Genomic DNA, 25,909 nt, shown 5'->3' with positions numbered 1-25,909 from the left:
CCTGACCGCCCCGGGGCTGCGCCGAGGTTGTGGTGCTAGCGTGTCGTTGCGGCCCTCTGCGGCGACTTTGGTCAACAGGGGTCATCGCGATGACCGGGTTCATGATCGGGATGGCTGGGCGTCTTCTTAAACGAACTTGCGTTGGGCTTGCCGTCGTGGCCGGGATGATCTGGCATCACGCGGACGGAGCGATGGTCGAGGATACGGCAGGAAGCGGACTCTCTCCCAATCATTCCACCGCCAAGCATGAATATACCAACAGGCTGATCGATTCCAACGATCCCTATTTGCTGCTGCACGCCCACAATCCAGTCGACTGGTATCCCTGGGGGCCGGAGGCCTTCGCGAAGGCAAAAAGGGAGAACAAGCCGATCTTCCTCTCGGTCGGCTACAGCACCTGCTTCTGGTGCCACGTTGCGGAGCGGACGATCTACTCGAATCCGGACATCGCGAAATTGATGAACCAATGGTTCATCAATGTGAAGGTCGACAGCGAACAGCGGCCCGATGTGGATCGCATCTACATGCTAGCGCGCGAGATCATGACCGGAGGAGGCGGTTGGCCGAACAATCTGTTTCTGACGCCGGATCTCAAGCCCTTTTATGCGGGCAGCTACTTCCCGCCGAAGGATGATCCACGCTCGGGGCCTGGATTTCCAACCATTCTCGCCGCGCTCAGTCAGGCATGGGCGTCCGATCGGGCCAACGTGTTGGGTGTTGGTGAAAAGGTTACGGCCACGCTGCGCCAACTGCAGTCAGCCGCGAGTGGCCAGGGCAACGCACCGGTCGATCCGGCTGCGTGGCTCGCCAAGGCGCGCGATAAGTTGTTGCCGCAATTCGATCCGCTGGCGGGTGGCTTTGCGGATCGGCGCAGCGGCACCAAGTTTCCGCATGCGCCGCGTCTTGCCCTGCTGCTGACCGACTATCGGCTCAATCGCACGCCGCAGGCCCTGTCGAATGTCCTGGCCACGCTCGATGCCGTCGCCTTCGGCGGCATCCACGATCACCTTGCCGGCGGCTTCCACCGCTACAGCACCGAGCCGTCGTGGTCGGTCCCGCATTTCGAGAAAATGCTCTATGACAATGCGCAGCTCCTTCAACTCTATTCGACGGCGTTTCAGCTGGCAAAGAAGCCGCTGTACAAGGAAGTCGCCCTTGAGACCGCCCGGTATCTGGCAAGGGACGCGATGGCGCCGGAAGGCGGCTTTTACACCGCGCGCGATGCGCAGCTGGATGGCGTGGAAGGGGCAGGCTATCTGTGGACGCGCGGGGAGATCATATCGATTTTGGGCGCCAAGGAGGCGGAGCGATTTCTCAGTGTTTATGGATTGACGCCGCTACCGAGGCCAAATGTCCCTGACATAGCGCATCCGCAGAGCGTCAATGGCGAGCCGCCCGCCGTGTTGCGGCTGCGGGTGCCTATCAACCAGACGCTGAAGGGCGCGCGCTTTAACGATGCTTCAGAGATGCTTGCTGCATTCTCGTCGGGCCGGGCCGCGCTGATGGCCGTCCGGGAGAAGCGCCCCCAACCGGCGCGTGACGAAAAGATGGTAGTTGTATTGAATGGGCTCGCCATTGCGGCTCTCGCGGACAGCGGGCGAATCCTGAACCAGGCCGAATTCGTGAATTTGGCAAAAACGTCCGCCGAGCGCCTCTGGACGCTCGCATACGACGACAAGACGGGCATCCTCAAACATGAGGTCTTCCGTGGTCGCGCGCAGACTGACGCGTTCCTGCAAGACTATGCCTCTCTCGGATCGGCCCTCATGTCGCTGCTCGACGCGACAGGCGACAAGATATGGCAGAAGCGCGCAGCTGAGCTCGCCGACAGGATGCTTGACCGGTTCAGCCGGCCCGATGGCTCGTTCTCCACGACACTGAATGAAGAAAGTCTGCTGATTCCGATCACAGATGAGGGCGACCTGGAAATGCCGTCCGGCACGTCGATGGCCATCGATCTGCTTCTCAGGCTACATGCGGCCTCCGGTGAGGCGCGCTATCTCACCGCGGCGACGAGCGCGGTCCATCGGTTGAGCGGTCAATTCAAGGATCGTCCCGAGGCATGGGCATCTGCCATCGCGACGCTCAATCGCTATCCGCCGCCTTCAACACGCCAGAATGCGCCGGCTGCGAACGCGGCAACGGGCAAAAATCCGCAAGGCGACCTCCGTGGGCTGGCTTCAGCCGATCACGTCCACGTGGCCGCTTCCGTCAAGTCGGTCCCGGAGGGAAAGGCGATTGTCGTCACGATCAAGGTGGATGACAACTTCCACATCAATGCCAACCCAGCTTCTTACGACTTCCTGATTCCGACGGCCCTAGAGTTCAAAGGTGTCAAGCCGGCGAACGTCGAGTATCCGAAGTCGGTTCGATTTACCTCGCGGTTCGCGCCCGAGGGACTCGATGTTTACGAGGGGTCGGTGGTAGTCGTCGCCAATTTCTCCAAGGATAGCCTGCAGGGAATCGATCCAATTCAAGGCTCCGTCACGGCGCAGGCGTGTACCGAACAGGTCTGCCTGCCACCCTCGACGCTGCCGATTTCGATCGCCGTAAGCGACAAGTGAGCCGCACTCGAAACGATGAGGCGCTCCCCATCGCGCCTCGGTGGCTTTGCAACCGTCGCGGGGTCGCCTCAAAGACAGTGCCGCCGCGCTCAGGATTTCAACATTTCGATGAGCGGCAGGTAACCTCCCTTGGCGAGTCGCTCGGAGGCGGGTTTGATGTAGCTCGGATCCAGCGTGATGCCGACGCCTTCAACAAGGCGGTTCATGAAATTGAAGAGCGCAGTCACCGCCACCGTGTGATAGAGCGCGGCTTCGTCCCAACCTGCGGTGAAAATCGCGTCGGCGTCCGCTTGGCTCACGCTGGTTGCCTGCTGCGTAAGCTTTCGAGCGTATTGCAGGACCGGCTTCATTTTTTCCTCGATCGGCGCGGCCTCGATATCGCTGGCGCTCCCAACCCAATCGGGAGCCACGCCCAGCAGCTCAGCCGTTGCTGTATGCACGCCCTTGCAGTACCGACATTGGTTGAGGCCCGAGACGTAAGCCGCGATCAGTTCCCTTTCGCCTTCGGTGAACGGTGAAGGGCCGCGCAGCAGAACCTCGTGAAACTGGAGCAGTGGTGTGCTCGTCTGCGGAAACGCCTTGAAAAGATCAAGCAAGGTCGCCCCTTTGCGGAGCGATGGGAGAAAGGGCATCGGTTATCCTCCGGATGTAGCGGGGTGTCTTTTGACTGTACCATCCCTCGCGTCCCGTATCATGCACTGGCGTCACGCGCGCTCGCGCTGCGATTCGCAACCCTCTGACTGAGTCAATGACCACTATCGGTTCATGCCGCTAGTTCCGGTATCCAGATATAAACCGCGTTCGGCAGTAGAGTTTCATCACGATCAACGTGAGGCCGCCGGCGATTTCGAAAGCCGCGTCGATACCGCGAAAGAATATTCAGGTTTTCAAGCCAGCCTACGGCGAAGGCACCAAGCGCGATGGGGATCGCGCGGCCTCTTGCTCTCGTTCATTGCCCACTTCCTGCTCGAGGAGATCTCGGCATCGCTGCTCGCCGAAATCCTCGTGAGCATGGCTGGAATTGGCCTGATGACGGCCATTGCCTATTACAGATCGTGGTCGAAGAGGCTCGAAAGGCGGCCGAGATCGCCGCCAGGAGGTCCTTCGGACGAAGCCATCAGAGACGTGGGGAAATTGGGTGGCGCCAAAATCGCGAATCGATTCACGGCCGCGGATTCGAGAAGACGATCGCCTTCCGTTTCAGGTCGGGCGAAGCGGCGGACTGCAAAGCTTACGACAAACTGGTCGATCAATCCTGAGGAAAGCACAAAGACCGCCTCTTCCGTTACCAAACGACGTGTAGGAATTTGATTTGGATCAAGGCGCCCCGCCACATCTAACCCAACAAGGGGAGGGCTGGCGTGGACTGAATCATGCGTATCAAGCCGCGAGAAGTATCTGACTGCCCCTGGTACCTGCGTCCGTTCCTTTGGAACCAGCGACGGAAATTTGGCAAGGAGCTTGAGTCCTCGCTGATGTGGGCGCGCTCCCCAGGGCTGTTTCTTGGCGTGGCGTTCCTCTACGGCATGATCGACCACAAACTCTCGCCGATCGATCCCGCCTTGCGCTCGTTAGTCACAGTCCGCGTATCTCAGATCAACTGGTGCGCATTCTGTGTCGACCTCAATTCAGCAGCCTTGCTTGAACGCGGGGCCAGTATGGAAAAACTCTCCAGCTTATCACAGTGGCGTGAGGGTAGCCTGTTCGACGACCGCGAGCGGGCAGCGCTCGGCTATGCCGAGGCGATGACGCGATCGGACATTCAGGTAGGTGACCAAGAGTTTGAAACACTTCGACAATACTTCAGTGACGAAGCCATTGTTGAGCTGACTGCACTTATCGCTTTCCAAAACATGTCCAGCAAGTTCAACGCCGCGCTGGACGTCCGGCCGCAGGGGTTCTGTCGCGTCCTGCGTCCGGAGGTGGTCGCCGGCTCCGATGCAGCGGGACAAAGTGTGTCAGCCAATCCTGGGCCAGACCAATCATGAGATTTCGAGGGCCGTGGGGCCGTACCCGACCGGCCCTGCCCATTAGCGGACAGCGCCGAGACGGCCTTGGCCTGTCACTGTTTCCGATTTGCGCTAGATCAATGTGACCTTGTCGATCCTGGCGCAGCTTCAGCAGTGTCGCGACGCTGGACTGCGCCGAGGAATGCCCAAGCGGGCGACCTCCGATTAAGCGCGACGGTGGGCTTGGGCGATGCGGCAAAGCTCTTGGAGCCTGAATGAACGCGAGCTTCAAGTCCTTGCTGCTGCCTCGGATGAGGGGCCTTTCCTCCAAGATCTATGCCGCGTTTCTCTTGGCAGCGGTGGTCCCTACTTCGGTCGCCGGACTCGTTGGCATCTTCTTCTCCGTCGATGCCTTGAAACGGGAAACACTGACCCATCTGCAACAGGAAGTCGCCGCACGCTCGGAGGGCATTGCGCGCTTTTTCGGCCAGTTATCGAGTGAACTTCTGTACATCGCAAGCTCATCCGCCTTCGATGAACTAGTTCGAACCGACCCGACCGATCTGCCACAGTTCAGGAAGGTACGAAATCGCCTCGAACGCGATTTCTCATCGGTCGCGCATGCTTATCCTTACATTTATCAGATCAGATACATCGATGCATCCGGTCGTGAAATCGTCCGGGTGGATCGCAGGAACGACTCCATCTACGTCGTTCCGGAGGAGGAACTCCAGGACAAATCGCGCCGCTACTATGTCCAGGAAATTCTACCCCTCAATCCCCGCGAGATCTATGTTTCTCCGTTAGATCTGAATGTTGAAAACGGGGCGCCCGAGTCTCCGGAGAAACCAGTCATTCGGTTCGGGACTCCAATCGCCGATGAGAATGACGTCATTCACGGACTACTGGTCATTAACCTACACGCGGCCGTTATTCTCGATCCCATCCAACAGATGGCCGAGGTCAGGGATGGAATCGCGTACCTCGTTGATCGAGCGGGCTGGTATCTCTCCAGGTCAGCGAAGCATGACGGCTCCTTCAAGATGAAATCGCTGAACGCACTTGCAGAAACATATCCACGCAGCATGCTCAGTCGTGTTCTTCTTGGGGAGCGCGGAACGAAAACTCTGGATGAATGGATTATTGCGTACGCGCCGGTAAACTTGAGGAGTCCGGATCTCGCCACCTTTCAAGCGACCGGATCTCAAGATTGGCGAATCATACTGGCAATTCCTCGCAGGCAGCTATTCGCGGCCGTCTTCAATCTGTATTTCCTGTATGCGGTCTTGGCCTTAAGTCTCGCTGTCACCGGGGTCGCTGGCTTTCTTGTGTCGCGGCGACTATTGCGACCGCTCACCATACTCCGCGCGGAAACGGAGGCGGTCGCGGCGAAGAACTTTACCCGCCGCATTCAACTCAGGGGGACCGATGAGATCGCGGATCTCGGCCATCGGTTCAATTCGATGGCTGCGGAGTTAGAGAGATACTATGCGTCGCTAGAGAGCCAGCGTCAGCACCTCGAGGAACAGGTACGCGAGCGAACCGCCGCACTGGAGCGCCAGCGGAAGAAACTGTCGACAATCATCGAAGGCACAGGGGATGGAATAGTCTCGTTGTCGCGTTCGGGAGCGATCGAGTTGGCCAATGCGGCCGCGGCCCGGCTTTTTGCTCAGGCAAGGGGGAACGTGCTCGGTCGCAATTTCTCGGAATTCTGGCCTGACTGGGTCGAGTGCGCGCGGGGCACCAACGGCGGCAAGCCAGGACCCGGTCTCCGTGATCTCCATTTGGGCAATAAGACGCTGTCACTTAACATTACGCCGGTCGCACGTGACGGTGCGCCCGAAGGCTACATTGTCGTTGCGCGTGACGTGAGCAACGAACGTCAGCTGCAGGAGGAGCGACGCGAGCTCGACCGCCAGATGTTCCAGATGGAGAGGATGACAACGATGGGCGAACTGGCGATGGCGCTCGCTCACGAGATCGGCAATCCGCTTGCCGGCATGAAAGCGGTCGTTCAAGTCCTGCTCGATGAAGACTCTGAAAATTCTCACGTTGAAAGACATCTCTTGCGGATCGAAGGCGAGATTGATCGATTGTCGGACTTCCTTCGGACCTTTCGTGGTTTCGTGGCACCGCAGGAGTTCCACCCTGTCCCTTGCCGTCTGGAGGACGTCTTGGACGACGTATTGCTATGGACACGCAAGGAGGCGGCGACGCGCGGTATCGACATTGAATTGAGGACGCTCGCGAATAGCGACGCACTGTTATGGGCGGATCCCAACCAGCTCAAGCAACTACTGTTGAATCTGGTTATCAATGCCATTCAGGCGATTCCGAAGAAGGGGTACATCGTCATATCGAGAGGCGGATTAGATTGCGCACATTGCGATTCGGACGATTTGGTTCGAATGCGCTTTTCGATCGAAGACAGCGGAGTGGGAATTTCAAAAGAAGTACTGTCGCGAATCTTTGACCCGTTCTTCACGACGCGTGACGGCGGCTCTGGATTGGGTTTGGCAATTGTCAAGAAGATCGCCATCCAACATGGCGCCAATATCTTGGTCACAAGCGAAGTCGGCAAGGGTAGCCGGTTTGACATTGACTGGCCGACGGCGGCGCCAGCAACGATCGATGGGACGGTGGCCAAGCGGGACGCGTGTTCGCTTCGTGCCTCCGTATTGAAAAATGGCTGATAAGATTCTCATTGTCGATGACGACGCGACCATCCGCGAGACCCTGGCGGAGTTCCTGGCAAAGCAGGGGTATGAGGTTCGAGAGGCGGTCGACGGCGCAGGTGCCGTAAAGTTTGCTCGGGAAATTGCTTTCGAGCTGATCTTCCTCGACTTGCGACTCCCGGACGCGAACGGAGTTGCGATCACCCAGACGATACGGGAATTCGACGATTACGCCCTCATTGTGATCATGACCGCATATCCGGAAGTGCGGACTGCGATTGCGGCGCTAAAGGGCGGTGCCTACGATTATCTCAACAAGCCATTTGACCTCGACGACTTGAAGGGTCTCATTCACCGAGCGCTCGAGACCCAGCGCTTGCGCAACGAGGTGGAGCGGCTGCGCGCCAACATGAGGCGCGTGACGCCTCTCAACGGCCTGATCGGGTCAAGTCCGAGTTTTCTATCGTTGCTCGAAATCACAAGGATGATAGCAGCGGCCGGACGTACGCCAGTCCTGATACGTGGCGAGACGGGCACTGGAAAGGAGCGGATTGCCCAGGCCATCCACTCGTTCAGCCCACGCGCCAAGGGACCATGGATCACTGTCAACTGCTCCGCGATCGCCGAGAATCTGCTGGAATCCGAGATGTTCGGGCACGAAAAGGGGGCTTTCACCGATGCCAAGGCAAGAAAGCGTGGGCTGCTCGAGCTTGCGGATGGCGGCACGATGTTTCTCGATGAGATTGGTGATTTGTCGATATCGCTGCAGCCCAAGCTTCTGCGCGCGCTGGAAACGCAGAGTTTTCGGCGGGTCGGGGGTCACAGCGAAATCACGGTCGACGTCCGTTTCGTGGCCGCCACGAATCGCGACTTGCCAGCAATGGTATGCAAAGGCCAGTTTCGTGAGGACCTGTATTATCGTATCAATGTCGCAAGCATCGACGTTCCACCGCTCCGCGAGCGAAAATCGGACGTCCTTCCGCTCGCTGAGTATTTCCTCGATCTTGTTGCAAAAATGACGGGGCTTAGAGCGCCGGCGCTTGCGCCTGAAACTGCCGAACTTCTCCAGATCTATTCGTGGCCGGGCAATGTGCGCGAGCTTCGTAACGTGATCGAACGATCGGTCATCCTTGCCAATGGGCGCGTCATTGCGCCGGATCACTTGCCGAAGGAGATCCTCGCTCGTGGATATGTCACCCCCACGCACAAAGAGGAAGTATCCGATGCGGTCGTTGAGCTTACGATCGCTGAAATGGAACGTCGGCACATCATCAATGTCGTGCGCCGTTGCGGCAACAACAAGACGCAAGCAGCAAAGCATCTGGGGATTTCGCGACTGACACTGCGAACCAAGCTTCGCCAGTTCGGTTTGGACGCGCTCTTGGGAGAGGAGGAGGGCGGAGGCCGGCAAATTTCCAACCACGTGGTCGGAGATTGACCACGTCATCAGGGGCGATCGCGCGGATAGCCGCTGATCAATCGTGCCAGCGGGCAATTTCGCCGTGATAGATTGTGGCGCGCTTTTTGCTGACCGTGCATTTGCGTCGCACGGACAGGAGGCAGCAGGTTGACAAGACAAGCAGCTAAGTCCGTTCCGCCGTCGGCCGCGAGCGCGCTGCTGGGTACGTTCAAAGGGCTGTTAAAGATCTCGCTTTTGCTGGTTGCGACGTACCTCGTGGCAGCCATTGTCACCAGTTTGCTGCCGGGCGCGGACTACCGCGCGCTGCCGGCCTTGGGAAATCGGGTGGCGGTCTGGATCGTCGCCGAGCTGCATCTGATGTTCGCGGCCTTCGTCCTCGGCGTTCCGATCTTCGCGCTCATCACCGAAATCATTGGCGTAGCCACGAAAGAACGCCGATATGACGAGCTTGCTCGCGAGTTCACCAAGCTGCTGGCGATGGCCTACACCATGACCGCGATGCTCGGCTCGGTCCTGCTTGTTCTCCTCGTTGTCTTGTACCCAAAGTTCACTGCATACATGCAGGCAATGTTCAAGCCGACATGGCTTCTCTACATTGTCTTGATCTTCGGCGAGGTAATCGCGGCATATCTTTACTGGTATACGTGGGATTCCCTGCAGGGAGACAAGAAGCGCTGGCATCTGCTGCTCGGGCTTCTCGTCAACCTGTGGGGCACCGCACTTCTGTTTGTGGCGGACATCTGGGTCACTTTCATGATGAGCCCCGCCGGTCTCGACGAGGCGGGTCGACTCCTCAGCTTGTGGGCTGCCATCAACAATTTCACCTGGATGCCGATCAATGTGCATCGTCTGCTCGCCAACGTAGCGTTCGGTGGCGCAATTGCTGCGGCCTACGCCGCGGTCCGCTTTCTCGCCGCCACCAGCGAGGAGGACCGAAGGCGCTTCGACTGGATGGGCTATGTCGGCTCGTTCATCGCCATCGCCGCCTTCATTCCCTTGCCGTTCGCCGGCTATTGGCTCGGCCGCGAAATCTATCAGTTCAGCGAGCAAATGGGCGTCTCGATGATGGGTGGCGGCTTCTCATGGCTCTGGATCCTGCAGGCGGTTCTGATCGGCTCGCTGTTCTTTGCGGCTAACGCCTATCTCTGGCTCGGCATGGAACGGATCCCGGGAGCCGAGCGCTACGTGAAGTTCCAGGTACCGATGATGCTGATCCTCACTCTCGGCTTCGTCGTCTGGGCCACCCCGCGGTCGATCATCGCCACCGGCTCGGAAATGGCGGCGATGGGCGGCTCCCATCATCCCTTTCTCGGACTCTTCGGCGTGATGGCGGCCAAGAACACGGCAGTGAACATGATGATCCTCACGACTTTCCTCTCGTTCATGCTGTATCGCCGCGGCAACCGCGTAGCGATGGTCAGATGGGCGCGCGCCGGCAAGGTCATGCAGACGCTGGCGATTGCCGTCGCCGGTGCCGTCGTTCTCGGTTACGGCGTCTACAGTTACTACGTCCCGTCGATCACCCGCATCGGGTTTTCCGTCTATCAGGTCACGGCTGTGCTTGCTGCGATGGCAGTCTTTGTCGCCATCGATATTCCACTGTTCCGTGGCTCAAAACAGATTGGGCCCATCGAATGGGGGCGCATCCCTGCGCGCGCCCAATATGCACTGTTCTTTCTTGCCGTGAGCTTCACGTGGCTCATGGGGCTAATGGGCTATATCCGATCGGGCATCCGTCAACACTGGCACATCTACGGGCGCGTGGCGGACGAGAGTGCGAACGCCTACACAATGACTCACGGCTCGGCGACACTGTTCGTTTCCTTCATCGTGATTGTCTTTTTTGTTTTGGTTGCGTGCGTGTTTGCACTGGCGGCACGGCACGAGCGGACAGCATCGCGCGAGGGTGCGTGAGATGGGATGGACGCTCACCAAAATCTCTGCCTTCGTTCTCCTCATCGTCAGCGCCTATGCCTATCTCGGCCAACTAGTCCCGCAATTCGAGGAGCATGCGCCGGCGAAGCGGACCATCAGTGTCGATACGAATGCGGAGGAACTTGCATCGATCGGGCGTGAACTACTGCGCGGCAAGGGAGGATGTCTTGTCTGCCATAAGGACGGTGAGACCGGAAACGAGCGTGGCCCCGATCTGCGCCAGGCACTGGCGCGCGCGGCGAGCCGCAAACCGGGAATGAGCGCGGAGGACTATCTTCTCGAATCACTGACCACGCCCGACGCTTTCGTCGTCACGGGCTATCCGAACATCATGCCTTCGGCGCTGAAGCCGCCGGCCAATTTGACGCCGGCGGAGGTAAAGGCCGTCGTGTCCTACTTGCAGGTTCTCGGCGGCGGCGAGGTGACGATGCGAATCGCATCCGGCGATCTTGCGGCCGGAAGTAACGCGCGACAAGGCGTGCATCGCGGTCGCGAGTTGATGGATGAAAGCGCCTGTACGGGTTGTCACCTAGTGAACGGAGAAGGTGGGACCGTTGGCCCCGATCTCACGAAAGTCGCCGCCGCGCGGACGCCCGAAGAGATCCTGCGCAAGATGGTAAACCCTGCGGCGTGGACGACCAAGGGGTTCGAGGCCGGCAAAATGCCGAGCTTCGAGCATCTTCCGGAGGGCGAGCGGCACGAAATCGTAGCTTATCTCGTGGGGCTTGCCGGTGGTTCGTACAGCCCAACCGGGGCAGCGTCGCCGTGGTCGCACGAAGGCGTGCGGCTCGGTCTCGTCATACTCGTGTTCAATCTCGGCATGGCTCTCGCGCTGGTCCTCGCACGCCGATGGGAGGGGAAAGGAGCCAGCTCATGATGTCACGCTGGACGTTGCCGTTGGCCTTGCTGCTGTGGGCGGCAATATTCGCCGCGCTCAAGACATGGGTGTCGCCGCCGATACCGGCAAGCGTGCTCACGATGTACATGGCGCTGGTAACGGCGGCGATTCTCGTCTTTGTCTTTTCGAACGAGCGACGGCTGCGAGGTTTTCTGACGCCAATTGAAGCCGTCTTCAGCGGACGGGCGCCACGGCTGGTGGCGGTGGCGGCCTTTGCCGGGATTCCGCTGCTGCTGGCCGCAGCGACTTATCAGCGTCTGCTTTCCTCTCACGACGCCCCCTTTGAGCCGCGCGTGGTTCATCCCGAGCCGCCGATGAGCTTCCGCTTCCGCGGACGCCAAATCGATCTCACAGGCCTCCGCAATCCTTTCCGCGGTGACGGCAAGGATGTCGCAGCGGCGGTTGCCGAGGGCAAGACGCTCTATTTCAAGAATTGTTTCTATTGCCACGGCGACATGCTCTCCGGCGACGGGCACTTTGCATCCGCCTTCCGGCCGATTCCAGCCAACTTCCGCGACGTTGGGACGATCTCGATGCTCCAGGAATCGTTCGTCTTCTGGCGCATCGCCACCGGCGGGCCCGGACTGCCGAAAGGAGCCACGCCCTGGAACTCCGCAATGCCGGTGTGGCAGGACTTTCTGACAGAGGACGAAATCTGGAAACTGGTTCTCTACATCTACGCGGCCTCCGGCTCGACGCCACGCACCTGGGACGAGCCCGACCATGCGCACTAGGCTCGCACTCGCCAGCGTCGCACACTTGACGGCAGTCATATGGATCGCGACGGCGGCTCCCGGCGCGGAAAATGTGCGGATGGAGCCGGTTCGCCCAGCGGCGGTCGCTGCCGATCCGGTGCTCGGCAGGCAACTCTATGGGGCGCGCTGCGCGCAGTGTCACGGGGAGCAGGGCAAAGGCGATGGCCCGGCCGCCGAGTTCGTTTACCCGCGTCCGCGCGATTTTACGCTTGCGCTGTTCAAAGTCCGCAGCACGCTTTCCGGGCAGGTTCCGACTGACGACGATCTTTTCCGCGTTATCAGCGAGGGGTTGCCGGGCACCTCAATGCCGGCGTGGAAGAAGCTGCTGACCGAGAATGAGCGATGGCAACTCGTCCATTACGTGAAAACCTTCGACGAGATCGGTGTCTTCAAAGATGAGCCGGCCAAGCAGCAGGTTGTCACGCGTAACGCCCCGCGGGTGACGCCTGATCTGATCAAGCGTGGCGAAGCCCTTTATGAAGCGAAGAAATGTTGGCAATGCCACGGCAAGCTAGGGCGCGGAGAAGGTCCGTCCGCTTCCGGTATGAAGGACGATTGGGGTCAACCTATTCGGCCGGTCAATTTCACCAAAAGTTGGCGATTCCGCGGAGGCGACAGCCTTGAAGATATCTACCGGACGTTCACCACCGGCTTCAACGGAACGCCGATGCCTTCGTTCCTCGCCAGCATCCCGGACGAAGGTGACCGCTGGGCTCTCGCAGCTTACGTCAAGAGCCTGTCTCGCCCGCTTAAAGCGGGACAAGTGCTGAAGGCGACGCATACGAAGGGAGACATTCCGGCTGATCCCGGTGCGGACATCTGGGATAAGGCCGATGATCTGGATGTGCCGCTGGCCGGTCAAATCATTCTTGAGCCGCGCTGGTTCAAGCCTGCAAATGACGTGATCAGCGCGAAAGCGCTCTACAATGATAAGGAGATTGCCATTCGCGTCACCTGGGACGATGGAACTCACAACGAGGGAAGAGACGGTAAACCGCCGGATCAGGTGGCGCTACAGTTTCCCGCCGACGAGCTAACCCGTCTGGGGGGTGAGAAGCCGTATTTTGTCCTGGGCGACCACAACCGCGCTATCGAGCATTGGCGCTGGAGCGCGGGCACCGGACTGAAGCGGACCCGCGCCTTTGGGCATGACAGAACTGAGGCTGTTGCGAACCGCGACCTGCGCGCTGCTGGTACCTTCGTCGATGGTCAATATCAGGTTGTGTTTCGCCGCACGCTGCGGCCTGAAAGCCCGGGTAGCCTGACGTTCTCCCCCGGCCAGTTCATTCCTATCGCGTTCCACCTCTGGAATGGCGGCGAAGGCGAGGAAGAGCTGAAGATGGCGCTATCGGCTTGGCACTACGTTCTTCCGCAGAGCCCGACGCCAACGAGCACCTACCTGTGGCCTATGTTTGTCGGGGCTCTTGTCGTTGGTGGCGAGGCCTGGCTCGCACGGCGCATGCGTCGTCGACGCAGTGAGCAAGATAGTGAATCGACGGTAGCGACAACGCAGGTGTCATGGCTAGGAACCGCGAGCACGAAGTTTCGTGTTCCCTTCAAGTGAGGCTCAGCATGTTCAAGTCCCTCTATATTCCCTTCGACAATTCGCCGCACGCGCTGGCGAGCGTCGATCTCGCAATCGAGCTTGCAAGGTGCTCCGACGCGAGGATCACCACAAGTCACGTCTATGCGGCGGCGCTCCACGATCGCAGATTTCGTCAGATGGAAAGTGGACTTCCAGAGGAATACCTGAAGGAGGATAAGCTGGTCGAGCAGCGTGACATCCACGATGATCTCATCACCCGTGGCCTGCAGATCATATCCGAATCATATCTCGACGTTGTTGCGGATCGCTGCGCCAAGGCCGGTCTTGACTGCGAACGCGTAGCGCTCGAAGGCAAGAATTGGAAATCGCTGGTCAGCGACATCACCGGTTCTACCCATGATCTTGTCATTCTCGGATCAATCGGACTTGGAGCGGTCGATACGACTACCATCGGTAGCGTTTGTGAACGTGTTGTTCGCCGCATCGACCGCGATGTCTGGATCGTGAAGGACAGGGAATCCGATTCTCAAAGTCCGATTGTTGCTGCCTTGGACGGCAGCGCGCATTCGTTCGGCGGCTTGCGCACGGCGCTTTGGCTCGGAAAGACACTGGGCCGCGAGGTCGAGGCGATTGCGGCATTCGATCCGTACTTCCACTATGTCGCGTTCAATCGGATCGCGGGCGTCCTGTCGCCCGAAGCCGCAAGCGTTTTTCGTTTCCAGGAGCAAGAGAAGCTGCACGAAGAGATCATCGACAGCGGTCTTGCAAAAATCTATCAGGCGCATCTCGATGTTGCGAAGCGGATTGCTTCCGACTTGGACGTTCCTCTGCGAACCAAGCTGCTGGCTGGCAAGGCCTTCGAGCAGGTGCTTCGTTACGCGCGCGAACGAATGCCCTGGCTGCTCGTGGTCGGTCGCATCGGCGTTCATTCAGATGCCGACATGGATCTCGGCAGCGTGACCGAGAACGTGTTGCGGTTGGCCCCCTGCAACGTCCTCTTATCTGCGCGGACATTCCACCCCCCGATTGAAACAATGGCGGATACCACGCTCGCCTGGACGAAGGAGGCGGAGCAACGCCTCGCGCGCGTTCCAGCCTCGGCACGTGCAATGGCGAAGACCGCGATCATGAATTTTGGAATTCAGCGCGCTCACACCGTGATCACATCGGATGTCATCGACGCCTGCCTCGAAGCGCTGATGCCGCCGGGGGCGCGCGAAGTCATGCAGGGTGTCGTGTCCGGAAGAAGTGAGAGCGCGAAAAGGTGCCCGTTTGCCCACGAAGGCGAAGCGTCATTTCCCGGCCGCCTTGTCTGGCCCGAGAAGGCCACGAATCGGATTGAGCAGATTGTCGATCCTGCAATCCGTGCGAATACGCGTCTGCGGGTCGAGAAACTTGCCAGAGCACGGAAACTGACTGTGATCGACGATGCACTCGTTGAAGAGGTCGTGGGAAGTGCGGTCGATCGCGCCGCCCGCAGCGACGATGTGACCGGAATGGCCTGGGATGAGGCGGCTGTTAGGCGGCTGGCACGCGTTCCGGAGGGCTTCATGCGAGACCGGGCGCGCTTCCGGATCGAGGAGATCGCGAGAGCACAAGGCTTGTCGCGCGTGACCGAGCCAATCGCCGATGCCGGCTTGAAGGAAAGCCGACAGGTCCTGTCCGACAGCTTGGGCCCGGACGTCGCCTCGCTGATCCCATGACGGCACCGTTCCTCATATCGTGGAATCTGACCCGTCGCTGCAATTTGGCGTGCGGCCACTGCTATCTGAGCGCGCACCACCGTGACAGCGCGCAAACGGGCGAACTTTCGACGGCTGAGGCACGCGAGGTCATCACGCAGATCACCGACCTGGCGCCGGGCAGCATGGTTGTGCTCACCGGCGGGGAGCCGATGCTGCGTTCCGACCTTCCGGAAATCGTCAGCGCGTGTGTTGCCGCAGGATTGATGCCGGTGATCGGCACCAACGGGACGCTGCTCGACGAGTGCGCGGCCCGAATGCTGCGCGATGCCGGGGTAGCCGGTGTCGGGATCAGCGTTGATTCGGCCAATCCTGATTTCCACGACCGGCTGCGGGGTTACGCCGGTTCTTGGACGGCTGCTATCTCCGGCATCGCTGCGGCACGCCGGACGGGACTTGCCGTCTTGATGCAGACAACAATGTTCGAAGACAACCGGCGCGAAATCGACGCCATCGCCGATCTTGCCGCCGATCTTCAAGCAATCGCTCTGAATTTCTTCTTTCTGGTCTGTACCGGGCGCGGGGTCACACAGACCGATCTCGACAATGCAACTTATGCCGCTACCGTGCGCGAGATTCTGCGCTTGCAGTCGGAGCGGCCGGGGGTGATGATTAGGGCCCGCTGTGCGCCTTACGTCAGGCGAGAGCTTGGCCTTAAGGCTGGCGATAGCGCAGGGACGTTCGCCGACTTTTCGAGTTCCTGTCTTGCCGGAAAGTCCTACCTTCGGATCACGCCTGAAGGAAAAGTCACTCCGTGCCCATATATTCCTGGTGTGGCCGGGTCGCTGCGCCGCGAAGGATTGCGTTCGATCTTCGAGCAATCAGCGATGTTCCGCCGCTTGCGCGACGAACGTCCGGGTGGAAAATGTGGCGACTGCGATTTTGCGGTTAGCTGCGGCGGATGCCGTGCGCGGGCCTTGGCCGTGCGCGGCGATTTGATGGCGGAAGACCCGAAGTGCGATTACGTTCGTCCACCGGATCGCCATCCCGAAACGCTGCCCGCTGAAACACGAGTCCTCGGTTGTGAGCAGGAACTGGCCTGGGCGGATGACGCTTGGGCGATGCTCGAACGCATACCGTCGTTCGTGCGCGCGCGTGTCAAAGAGCGCACCGAGGCAAGAGCGCGGTCAGCGGGCGTGTCCTTGGTCACCCTCGAATTCATGCGCGCTCACCGACCCCCAGCTGCTTTTGGCTGCGGTTAGGCGAAAGCCGTTCGAGTCAAAATGCTCGCCGATCGGAAGTGAGCCGCCCTGTCGGCGACCTCGATCGCTTGCGCAATGCAATTCGTGGTCGAAATCCCCGAAATGTAATTGCCGGTGAAAAACAAACCCGGGAGCTCTTTTTCCAGATCTCTGACTGCGTGCATGCGCTCGATGTGTCCAAGAGAGTACTGAGGCAAGCCGCGCGTCCAATATCGCGTTCGGGTCAACACCGGCGGCCGGCGCGCGTCGAGCAGGGAAACGGCCTCGCCATGTAGGCGATCGCGCAGATCTGCTTCCGGAAGCCTTGCGAACTCGGGCTGGCGGGCGCCACCCACCGTTGCCGTGAGGGCTACGTATCCTTGCGGCGCGCGAACTGGGAATAGCGTTGAAGAAAACAGCATCCCCAGCTGCGAGCGGCGCTCCACTTCCGGAGCGAGAAATCCAAGGCCGTCGAGCGGATGTGGGATATCCTCGCGCCGATAGCCGAGAAGCACGACCGCAAGGGGAGGATGCTCAATCGCTCGCAGGGTCGAGGCAACATCTTGATCGATCGGTTCGATGACCGCGGCTGCGCCATAGGAAGGCAGGGCCACAATGACACTGCGCGCTGAAAACCAATAATCGCCATCATGGGTGTGAGATTTGACAAGGAATTCGCCGGCCTTCGTCCATGCGAGCTTTTTCACCATATGACCGAGCCGCAGCCGTCGTCCCAATCTGGCCGCGAGAGCACGGGGTAATGCCGACATTCCGTCGCGGAACGAGAAGAGTGTCCTTCGACCAAAGAAGCGGTTGCCTGAATCGCCTCGAAAGCGCGATGCAGCGATACCCTTGAGCACGGAGCCGAACTGGAGTTCCAGGCGCTTGAGTTCCGGAAAGGCGGCTGCCACTGACAACGCTTCGGGAGCGCCGGCGAACAGCCCTCCAACGAGCGGATTAAAGAGGTAGTCGAGCATCTCATTGCCGAAGCGACGGCGCACGAAGCTTGCAACACTTTCGTCTCCGGCCCTTCCAGGAATGATAGGCTCCAGCAGCAATCGCAGGCGAGCCGACAATGAAAAGAACGACGACAAGAAGAATCTTGCCGGGTCGATCGGGAGCGCATGCAGTCGTCCATCGCGCACGAGATAGCGATTTCTAACACCGAGACCGCGCTCAACTCTCTCGCCGCTAAGGTCGAGGTCCGCGATGAGCTGCTCTACCGCCGAAGCCGGTCCAACCATGCTGGTCGGCCCGTGCTCCATCAGGAAGCCGTCGATATGCTCCGTGTGCGCCCGGCCGCCCGCATAACTGCGGCGGTCGAGGACCAGGACGTCGAGCCCAAGAGTTTGAAGCCGATGAGCGGCGGTAAGGCCAGAGAGCCCGGCGCCAAGCACGACAACGTCGAAACAAGAGGTCATGCGCGGCCACAGGCAACTCGCGTACCAACACGATCTTGTGTGAGGTCGCTTCTACAGCCATTTCCGATCAGGTCGAATCGGATCAAATCGAGCGCCTTGACCCGCGATGGCTGCAAATCACTAAGTGGCGCATGCGTCTATCGGCAAACCGGTGCCCGCTTCGCCGAAACATGCGCTGGTTGCGTCCAATCGAGCAGGTGCCTGCCTGCGATTGCGTGATTCTGGCCGGTCAGGTTTCGACCACCGTGGCCAGAATCTTGTCGCTCAACGGTAGCGCAAGAAGCCCCTTCGCGTTGTCAACCGATCGCCGAGCGCGATTGCCGCGATGTTCTCTTGTCGATCCGGACGTTTCCCTCGTTTCCTTGCGAAGGTGCCGACGCGGCACGGGTTTTGCTCCTGTCAGCCTGTTGTTGTCGAAATGCGCGGGTGACCGTCCCGAGAAGCCAAGTCTCCGACACGGGATTCGAGCAAGGAGGATTAGATGAAGAAGCGCGTCTGGGTGATTGCTGTGCTCGGGACGGTTGCCGCGCTGTCCACCGCTCACGCGTATGAGGTTACGGCCGTCTCTGACGGGGGCGAGCTTGTCGGCAAAGTCACCTTCAAGGGGACGGTGCCTGAGCCACGCAAGATGGCCGTCGCAAAGGACCCGTCCGTGTGCGGCGCCGGCATCCGCGAGATCGTCGAGGTAGCGGTGAAGGACGGCGCGCTGCAGAACGTCGTCGTCTACGTGGCCAAGGTGGACAAGGGCAAGGCCTGGAGCGATCCGGCCAAGCCGGTGCTCAATCAGCAGGGTTGCCGCTTCGCCCCCGAAGTACTTCTCGTCAAAAAGGAAGAAGACCTCACGATCCGGAACTCAGACCCGGTTCTGCACAACATCCACACCTATGAAATCATTGGCAACGTCCGGCGGACGATGTTCAACGTCGGCCAACCGGACAAGGGCGATATCAGGCAACCCGTCAAGTTGCGGCGCGCCAGTATAATCAAGATCGAATGCGATGCGCATGACTTCATGCATGGGTGGGCTTTCGCCATTGAGAATCCCTATGCCGACGTCAGCAAGGCCGATGGCTCCTTCAAGATCGATGCGCTGCCGCCAGGCGACTACGAAGTGAAGGCGTGGCATCCGGTCCTCGGTGAAAGGAGCACCAAGATCAGTGTCAAGCCAGGGGCGCCGGCGTCGGTCGCCTTCGAGTTCTCGAAATAGGTGCGAACCGGGGGACTGTCATGATGAACGGCACAGAAAGCCTGACGGGGCGCGCGACAAAGTGGGCAATGGCCGTCGCTGTGGCCGGCATTGTCGGAACGTGGGCGACCGATGGACACTCCCAAGCTCCGCCCGCAGCTCCTGGAAGTTATCCCGACCTCGCACCATTGCCGCGCCTAAAGATCAACGAGAAGATGGCAGAGCTCGGGCGTTACTTCTTCTTCGACGTGAGATTGTCAGGCGACGCAGCCTTGTCCTGCGCGTCCTGTCATGACCCGAAGAAGGGATGGGCCGATGGAGCGCCACTCTCGAAGGGCTATCCTGCGTCCGAATATTTTCGAAACAGCCCCACCCTGATCAATGCCGGACATCGAAAGCGGTTCATGTGGGACGGGCGCCTCGACGGCTCGGACATGGGCACGCTGGTGCGCGACATGATCACCGAGGCGCACACCATGAACATGGACGCTCGCCTGATGCAGGAGCGCCTGAAGCAAGTCCCTGAATACGTCGCGATGTGGGATACGGCCGTCAAGAAGAATGATGACATCAACGGCATGCGCGTCTTCAACGTCGTTGGCGAGTTTGTGAAGACGATTCAGTCGAAAAACGTTCCCTTCGACAGATATCTGGCGGGCGACACGGCCGCCATCAGCGCGGAGGCAGAGCAGGGGTTGCAGCTGTTCAAGGGCAGGGCCGGCTGCATTCAGTGCCACAATGGTTCGACGTTTTCGGATGGAAATGTGCATCGTACCGGCGTGCCGGAGAATCCGAACGTCTGGAACACGCCTGAGCGCGCCATCACGATGCTGCGGCACTATGCGACCAGCGGAATGCCCAATTACATGAATGCGCGGACCGACGTCGGGGCCTATGCGATCACCAAGGACAAGCGTGACGTCGGAAAGTTTCTGACGCCGTCATTGCGCGAGCTCAAATATACCGCGCCGTATATGCACAACGGCATGTACGCGACGCTAAACGACGTGATCGATTTCTATGACAAAGGCGGCGGCGAGGGCTCCGAGTTGAAGCCGCTGAACCTGAGTTCGTCCGAAAGGTCGGCACTGGTCGCGTTTCTGCAAAGCTTGAGCGGTGATCCGGTGACAACGGAGCCGCCGAAACTGCCGGGCTACAAAGTTAGAGTGTTCGGCACGAACTGATGAGGGTGCCATGAAAACCAAGTTGATGATCGCCCCGTTCGTGTTCCTGCTGGGCGCCGGTTTGGTCGGCCTGGTTGCAGTGTTGCAAGCGGACATCGCTGGCGCACAGCAGGGCAAGACGTCGAAATCCGCACGTGCACCCGCGCAAACGGCATTGGCAGGTGCAGTGAAATTTCCTCCGCTGGGGCCGCTGCCGCCAGTCCCGGTCCCGGTCGACAACCCGATGTCGCCGGAGAAGATCGAACTCGGCAAGAAGCTCTTCTTCGATCCGCGCCTGGGAGGTGACGCCAGCTCCCCGTGCTCTGCTTGTCACCTGCCCGACCAGGGGTGGGGTGACGGCGGCGAGATCTCGCGCGGCTATCCCGGCACGCAGCACTGGCGGAATTCGCAGACGATCCTGAACTCCGCGTTCTACAACAAGCTGTTTTGGGAAGGAAACGTGACGAGTCTCGAGGCCCAGGCGCCGGCCGCGGCCGAAGGCAACGTGGCGGGCAACGGGGACCCCTCGCTGATGGAAATGCGGCTGCGCTTCATTCCGGAATACGTGGCCGAGTTCAAGAAGGTTTTTGGGGCGGACTGGCCGCGCATCACCCACGCCTATCAGGCCATCGCGGCCTTTGAACGGACCATTGTATCCGACCCAAAGAAAGTTCCGTTTGATCGCTTCATGATGGGTGACAAATCGGCGCTATCGGCGAGCGCGTTGCGCGGGCTTGAACTGTTCAACGGCAAGGCCGGATGTATTCAATGCCACAACGGACAACTCGCTTCGGACCAGCGTTTCCACGCGCTTGGCGTGCCGGAGAATGAAGTATTCAAGACCGATCCGCTCTACCAGATCACCCACCGCTGGGAGCACTACCAGAAGGGAATAACGCAAGCCGGGTACAAGAGCGCCAATCTCGACATGGGGCTCTACTATCAGACCAAGAACCCCAAAGACATCGGCAAATTCCGCACTCCCTCGCTCCGCGAACTCAAGTACACGGCACCCTATATGCACAACGGGATCTTGTACACGCTCGAAGAAGTTGTCGATTTCTACGACGCCGGAGGCGGGCCTGGTCCGACCAAATCGCCGCTCATCAAACCGCTTGGCTTGAACGACCAGGAGAAGAAGGACCTTGTCGAGTTCCTGAGTTCGCTCAGCATGGACACGCCGTTGATCGTTCCGGCGCCGGCGCTTCCCGAATATAAAATCATGAAATGACAAGGAGCACGCGTCATGAAAGAGACACACGGCCTACAGGCGCGCAATGATCGCGATCACGATCATGGGCTTCCGGGTGGCCACTGCGTTAGCCGGCGCCGGCTCCTGCTCACGGGTGGTGCAGCGGTCACGCTGATCGCCCTGAATGGTATCCAGGATCGCGGTGACGCAGCGCCGCTTCATGCTTTGAAGGCGGACTATCCCCGACAAGGGATCGGAAAGGTCTCTGCCCTCAGGCCCGGCAGTCCGATCGAATTTGCCTATCCGTATGCGACCGTGAGCAACATCCTCGTCAAGCTGGATGTACCGGCGGGCGGTGGTGTTGGTCCCGCCCAGGATATCGTGGCCTTCAATCAGGTTTGCACGCATATGGGTGGACCGCTCCATGGCAGCTACAAAAAGGAGCATCAGATTCTCGGTCCGTGCCAGCTTCACTTGACGACTTTCGACCTCACCCGTCACGGCATGGTGGTGTCCGGTCATGCAACCGAAAGCCTGCCGCAGATCGTGCTTGAAACTGTAGGCGACGACATCTACGCAGTCGGCGTCATGGGCCTGGTCTATGGCTACGCGGCCAACGTCGCCGCGCGCCGCGCTTGAGGAGTGTGAGCCATGACTGAGAAGCAGTATCCGCACGCCTTCGCCGTGTACGCTAAAGACTTTGTGCCGCTGCCGCCGAAAGATGCCGAGGTGCTGACGACCGCGTGCGACTATTGCACGATCGCCTGCGGCTATAAGGTCTATCGCTGGCCGGTCGGCAAGGATGGCGGCATGAAGGCGTCCCAGAACGCCTTCAATGTGGATTTCCCGCACGATCAGCCGCAAGGTCCCTGGGCGAGCCCAAGCCAACATAATGTCGTGCGTTACAACGGCCGACCGCACCATGTGCTGGTGGTGCCGGACTGGGACGCTACGGTAGTCAACGTGGGAGGCGACCATTCGGTCCGCGGCGGCACGCTCGCCCAGAAATGCTACAACCCCGAGAATCGCACCAGCGAGCGATTGTTGCAGCCAATGATCCGCGTACGCGGAACGCTGATGCCGGTGTCCTGGGAGCTTGCCACCGACGTAATGGCGGATATCTCGAAGTACATCCTTGTCAAGTACGGGGAGCACGCTTGGGCGGTGAAGATGTACTCATATCAATACTTCGAGAACACCTACGCCATCACAAAGCTGGCAATGACGTCAATCGGAACGCCGGCGGTTGCGCCGCATGACAAGTGCTCGAACACGAATGACGCGACCGGCTTGGACGACGCCGGTATTGATTCCTTCTCCGCCTCTTATGAGGACTGGGGCGAGTGCGAAGTCGCCTTCATGTCCGGCGTGGATCCGTACGAAACCAAGACGACGCTGTTCACCAACTGGCTGATGCCGGGCAATAAGAAAATGATCTTCGTCACGCCGCACAAGACGATGGGCGTCGCTTACGGCGTGAAGAACGGTGGCCTCTGGCTGCCGATTATTCCAGGCACGGATTCGGTCTTGCACATGGCGCTGGCGCGCATCGTGATCGAGAACAAGTGGCAAGATCAGGAGTTTATCGACAAGTGGATTGCCAACAGCTGGGAGGTCGATTCCGGCTACGGTCGCGGCACGCGCAACACCGGATGGCAATGGCGCACGACGTGGGGTGTCTGGCAGAGCGACTGGCCCGACTATTCGAAGTTCATTCTGGCGCAAGAGGAGAGCAAGCTCGATGTCGCTGCGAAACTGACCGGACTTGATCCCGACGACATTCGCCGCTGCGCCGAACTGATCGCCAAGCCGAAGCCAAATGGCGAGCGGCCCAAGACGTCGTTCATGATGGAGAAGGGGAACTACTGGTCAAACAACTACATGAACACAGCTTCCTTGGCATCGCTTGCCTTGATCTGCGGGGCCGGAAACCGGCCGGGCCGGGTGATCTCGCGCGGCGGCGGACACCAGCGCGGCATGATGGGGGCAGGCGGCGGTTCCGGCTGGCTGAATCCCGAAAAGTACCCCGGACGGCGCAAGAAGAGCTTCAATCTCGACCGCTGGGTGATGAATGGCGAAACAAGGTTCGTCTGGGTGTTCGGCACGACCTGGATCCAGGCCATGATGGCATCGCAGGCGTTGGCCGACAGCCTCTTCCGCCAGACGAGGGGCAATCCGAATCAGATCACCAATCTGGATCGAAATGCGATCTTCGAGGTGCTCAAGAAGCGCGTCGATAGCGGCGGAATGGTACTCGTCGATTCAGATATCTACCCGGTGGAGCCGCTCAACACCCAGATTGCCGACATCGTGCTACCGGCGGCAACCTGGGGCGAAGATGACTTCACGCGCTGCAACTCAGAACGGCGCCTACGCCTCTACGCCAAGTTCTATGATGCGCCGGGCGAAGCGAAGCCGGACTGGTGGGCCGTGCAGAAGTTTGCGCAAAAAATGGAATTCTCTGGCTACGATTGGAAGACATCGAACGATTTATTCGAGGAGGCGGCCCGCTTTGGTCGCAATGGTGTGCTCAACTACCATCCGCTGGTCGTGAAAGCCAAAGAGACGGGCATTAAGGGGCACGAACTGCTCCGCAGCTACGGTACAACCGGCATCCAGACACCGATCCGAATGCGTGAGGGAAAACTGATAGGAACCAAGCGGTTGCATGATCCGGCCAACGACTGGGGCGAGATCGACGGTGCCGAGGTTCAGCAGAAATCTCTTTATGCGTTCAACACACACAGCGGCAAGGCGATCCTGCTGAAGTCACCCTGGAAGTTCGCCGGCTGGATCCAGTTCTACGAGGCGGTCAAGCCGCGCGCTGAAAAAGGCGAGATCTGGGTCACCAACGGAAGAATCAACGAGACGTGGCAATCCGGGTTTGACGATCTACGTAAACCATATCTTTCGCAGCGTTGGCCGTATCCGTTCATCATCATTCATCCGAACGACGCCAAGCCGCGGAGCATCGAAAGCGGCGACTTGGTGCAAGTATACAACGACACCGTCTACGTCCAGATGGGACAGCCGCAGGGGATCCTCGATAGCGACCTCAACTTCAACCAGCTCATGAAAGATGGGCACATAAAGACGACTGAGGGCCAGTTCGTGGCCGTTGCCATCGTCAGCGACGAGATGCGCGAGGGCGTGGCGATGGCCAACTTCAATTATCCTGGCTCGCCAGCCAACTCAGTTTGCCATGCCGTGCCCGATCCGGTGACCAACAACTACCGCTACAAGCTCGGCCGCGGCGTCCTGACGAAGGTGGGCGAGTCACCCTACAAACATTCGCGCACGAGTATGTCTCTCAAGCCAAGGCCCGTGATATAGGTCGCTCAACGAAGAGGGAGTAATGATCGGCAGCCGAATCGCAACACTCACGCCTGCACTAGCTGCCTCGCTCTGCACCGATCGTTCAAGCCTTCTGTCTGTGGAGGCAGCCCGTTCAACACTGTTGGGCTGCCCGGTAATCCAGTATCGGCGTTGGAGACCTTTCGCTGGCTTGTAAGGCCGATCATACAGCGCCGGATAGGGCTCGATCCGTTCGTGCCGTCCGCTGTATGCAGTCGCCGATTTTGAGAAAACGCGACTCCCGGGCGCTGGAGGATCGGCACGACTGACATCGCGGATCGCTACCAGAGGTCTCGCGCGGATTCCCGGTGGCGCCACTTTCTTCGTGATAGCAATCGAGCTTCATAGCTCGGGCGGGTTAGCTGGCAGGGCCGCTCGCTTGATGATGAGCCGTATCGCAGCAACGGCCAGACTCACGGACTCGAACGGGGCCGCATTGGAATTGGGGCATCTCAATCTTCAGCGGCGCGGGGCGGAACGGGACTATTGTTGCCCCGTCGTTACCGATAGACACCGGGAGCGTCGATGGCGCCTTGAGTCCGGTCAGGCTGTCCCTTCACCCCGCCGGATCGACTGCTCGCCTGTCTGGAGCCCGCCGACGCCGAATCGCAGGTCGGAGATCGTGACCTGGAATGGACAATGTCCGGGACCGGGTCTTCCGCATCGCTTGGACCGCGGTGAAGCCGGGTGGTGAGCGAACGCAGATAGGGCGATTCCTGCGTGAGCCGATACTCGGCGGCCGCGAGACCTGGTTCGAAATCCTCCCGCGCCTTCACTGTATCGGTCGAAGCAGTCGCGAATGGTGCCGTCCGGAAAGTGGTTGGAATTGAAAGTGGCGTAGTCTCCGGGGTGATCAACCTCGAATCACCCGGCGTTGACGCGCCGGGCTGGAGACCACGCCATGACAAGCGTTACCACGAAGCCTGCG

The 25,909-nt window shown here is 59.7% G+C and carries 18 protein-coding genes; 16 read left to right on the top strand and 2 right to left on the bottom strand.

Features of this window, described 5'->3' with window-relative positions; all coding sequences use genetic code 11:
- Positions 1-89: 89 nt before the first annotated feature.
- Complete coding sequence (locus ACT4OC_RS24245) at positions 90-2,564, top strand: thioredoxin domain-containing protein (protein WP_444841575.1); 2,475 nt, start codon at positions 90-92, stop codon at positions 2,562-2,564.
- An 89-nt stretch (positions 2,565-2,653) separates the two neighbouring features.
- Here ACT4OC_RS24245 and ACT4OC_RS24240 read toward each other — a convergent pair whose 3' ends face one another.
- Entirely contained in the window at positions 2,654-3,196 is a 543-nt protein-coding gene (locus tag ACT4OC_RS24240) for a carboxymuconolactone decarboxylase family protein (protein WP_444841574.1), read from the bottom strand.
- Positions 3,197-3,329: 133 nt separating this feature from the next.
- On the opposite strand from ACT4OC_RS24240, the gene opgC reads away from it, so the two are divergent.
- The 10 genes from opgC (at position 3,330) to ACT4OC_RS24190 (ending at position 16,686) form a co-directional block, all read left to right on the top strand.
- Complete coding sequence (opgC, locus tag ACT4OC_RS24235) at positions 3,330-3,875, top strand: OpgC domain-containing protein (RefSeq protein ID WP_444841573.1); 546 nt, start codon at positions 3,330-3,332, stop codon at positions 3,873-3,875.
- A 62-nt stretch (positions 3,876-3,937) separates the two neighbouring features.
- On the top strand, positions 3,938-4,552 hold the full coding sequence (locus ACT4OC_RS24230; protein ID WP_444841572.1) for a carboxymuconolactone decarboxylase family protein: 615 nt from the start codon (positions 3,938-3,940) through the stop codon (positions 4,550-4,552).
- A gap of 236 nt (positions 4,553-4,788) precedes the next feature.
- On the top strand, positions 4,789-7,206 hold the full coding sequence (locus ACT4OC_RS24225; RefSeq protein ID WP_444841571.1) for an ATP-binding protein: 2,418 nt from the start codon (positions 4,789-4,791) through the stop codon (positions 7,204-7,206).
- The gene (locus tag ACT4OC_RS24220) at positions 7,199-8,626 is read left to right on the top strand and encodes a sigma-54-dependent transcriptional regulator (protein WP_444841570.1); all 1,428 of its coding nucleotides are present in this window, start codon (positions 7,199-7,201) and stop codon (positions 8,624-8,626) included. Before ACT4OC_RS24225 ends, ACT4OC_RS24220 begins: the two co-directional genes overlap by 8 nt.
- Before the next feature lie 129 nt (positions 8,627-8,755).
- On the top strand, positions 8,756-10,522 hold the full coding sequence (locus tag ACT4OC_RS24215) for a cytochrome ubiquinol oxidase subunit I (RefSeq protein WP_444841569.1): 1,767 nt from the start codon (positions 8,756-8,758) through the stop codon (positions 10,520-10,522).
- 1 nt (position 10,523) lies between these two features.
- Positions 10,524-11,420, top strand: coding sequence for a c-type cytochrome (locus ACT4OC_RS24210; protein ID WP_444841568.1), 897 nt, complete (start codon positions 10,524-10,526; stop codon positions 11,418-11,420).
- 20 nt (positions 11,421-11,440) lie between these two features.
- Positions 11,441-12,175, top strand: a complete 735-nt coding sequence (locus ACT4OC_RS24205; RefSeq protein WP_444841567.1) for a c-type cytochrome — start codon at positions 11,441-11,443, stop codon at positions 12,173-12,175.
- Positions 12,165-13,760, top strand: coding sequence for a c-type cytochrome (locus tag ACT4OC_RS24200; RefSeq protein WP_444841566.1), 1,596 nt, complete (start codon positions 12,165-12,167; stop codon positions 13,758-13,760). Before ACT4OC_RS24205 ends, ACT4OC_RS24200 begins: the two co-directional genes overlap by 11 nt.
- 8 nt (positions 13,761-13,768) lie before the next feature.
- On the top strand, positions 13,769-15,445 hold the full coding sequence (locus ACT4OC_RS24195) for a universal stress protein (protein WP_444841565.1): 1,677 nt from the start codon (positions 13,769-13,771) through the stop codon (positions 15,443-15,445).
- On the top strand, positions 15,442-16,686 hold the full coding sequence (locus tag ACT4OC_RS24190) for a radical SAM protein (protein ID WP_444841564.1): 1,245 nt from the start codon (positions 15,442-15,444) through the stop codon (positions 16,684-16,686). The genes ACT4OC_RS24195 and ACT4OC_RS24190 overlap by 4 nt, the downstream gene beginning before the upstream one ends.
- On the opposite strand, the gene hemG is transcribed toward ACT4OC_RS24190, so the two are convergent.
- Positions 16,683-18,086, bottom strand: a complete 1,404-nt coding sequence (hemG, locus tag ACT4OC_RS24185) for a protoporphyrinogen oxidase (protein WP_444841563.1) — start codon at positions 18,084-18,086, stop codon at positions 16,683-16,685. The genes ACT4OC_RS24190 and hemG overlap by 4 nt on opposite strands.
- Before the next feature lie 481 nt (positions 18,087-18,567).
- Here hemG and ACT4OC_RS24180 point away from each other — a divergent pair, with 481 nt between their 5' ends.
- Genes ACT4OC_RS24180 through ACT4OC_RS24160 form a run of 5 tightly spaced genes read left to right on the top strand, consistent with a single transcriptional unit; the run spans position 18,568 to position 24,960 of the window.
- Positions 18,568-19,293, top strand: coding sequence for a carboxypeptidase regulatory-like domain-containing protein (locus ACT4OC_RS24180; protein ID WP_444841562.1), 726 nt, complete (start codon positions 18,568-18,570; stop codon positions 19,291-19,293).
- 20 nt (positions 19,294-19,313) lie between these two features.
- Positions 19,314-20,456: a cytochrome-c peroxidase gene (locus ACT4OC_RS24175; RefSeq protein ID WP_444841561.1), complete on the top strand. Its 1,143-nt coding sequence runs from the start codon at positions 19,314-19,316 to the stop codon at positions 20,454-20,456.
- 10 nt (positions 20,457-20,466) lie between these two features.
- Complete coding sequence (locus tag ACT4OC_RS24170; protein ID WP_444841560.1) at positions 20,467-21,666, top strand: cytochrome-c peroxidase; 1,200 nt, start codon at positions 20,467-20,469, stop codon at positions 21,664-21,666.
- Positions 21,667-21,681: 15 nt separating this feature from the next.
- The gene (locus ACT4OC_RS24165; protein ID WP_444841559.1) at positions 21,682-22,266 is read left to right on the top strand and encodes an arsenate reductase (azurin) small subunit; all 585 of its coding nucleotides are present in this window, start codon (positions 21,682-21,684) and stop codon (positions 22,264-22,266) included.
- 12 nt (positions 22,267-22,278) lie between these two features.
- Positions 22,279-24,960 (top strand): arsenate reductase (azurin) large subunit, encoded by a 2,682-nt coding sequence (locus ACT4OC_RS24160; RefSeq protein ID WP_444841558.1) that lies wholly within the window; start codon positions 22,279-22,281, stop codon positions 24,958-24,960.
- Positions 24,961-25,909: the final 949 nt, after the last annotated feature.

The sequence above is a fragment of the Bradyrhizobium sp. genome (genome assembly GCF_052389815.1).
Taxonomy (GTDB): Bacteria; Pseudomonadota; Alphaproteobacteria; order Rhizobiales; family Xanthobacteraceae; genus Bradyrhizobium.
Note: the sequence above shows the minus strand (reverse complement) of the source record. Positions and strands in the feature narration are given on the sequence as shown.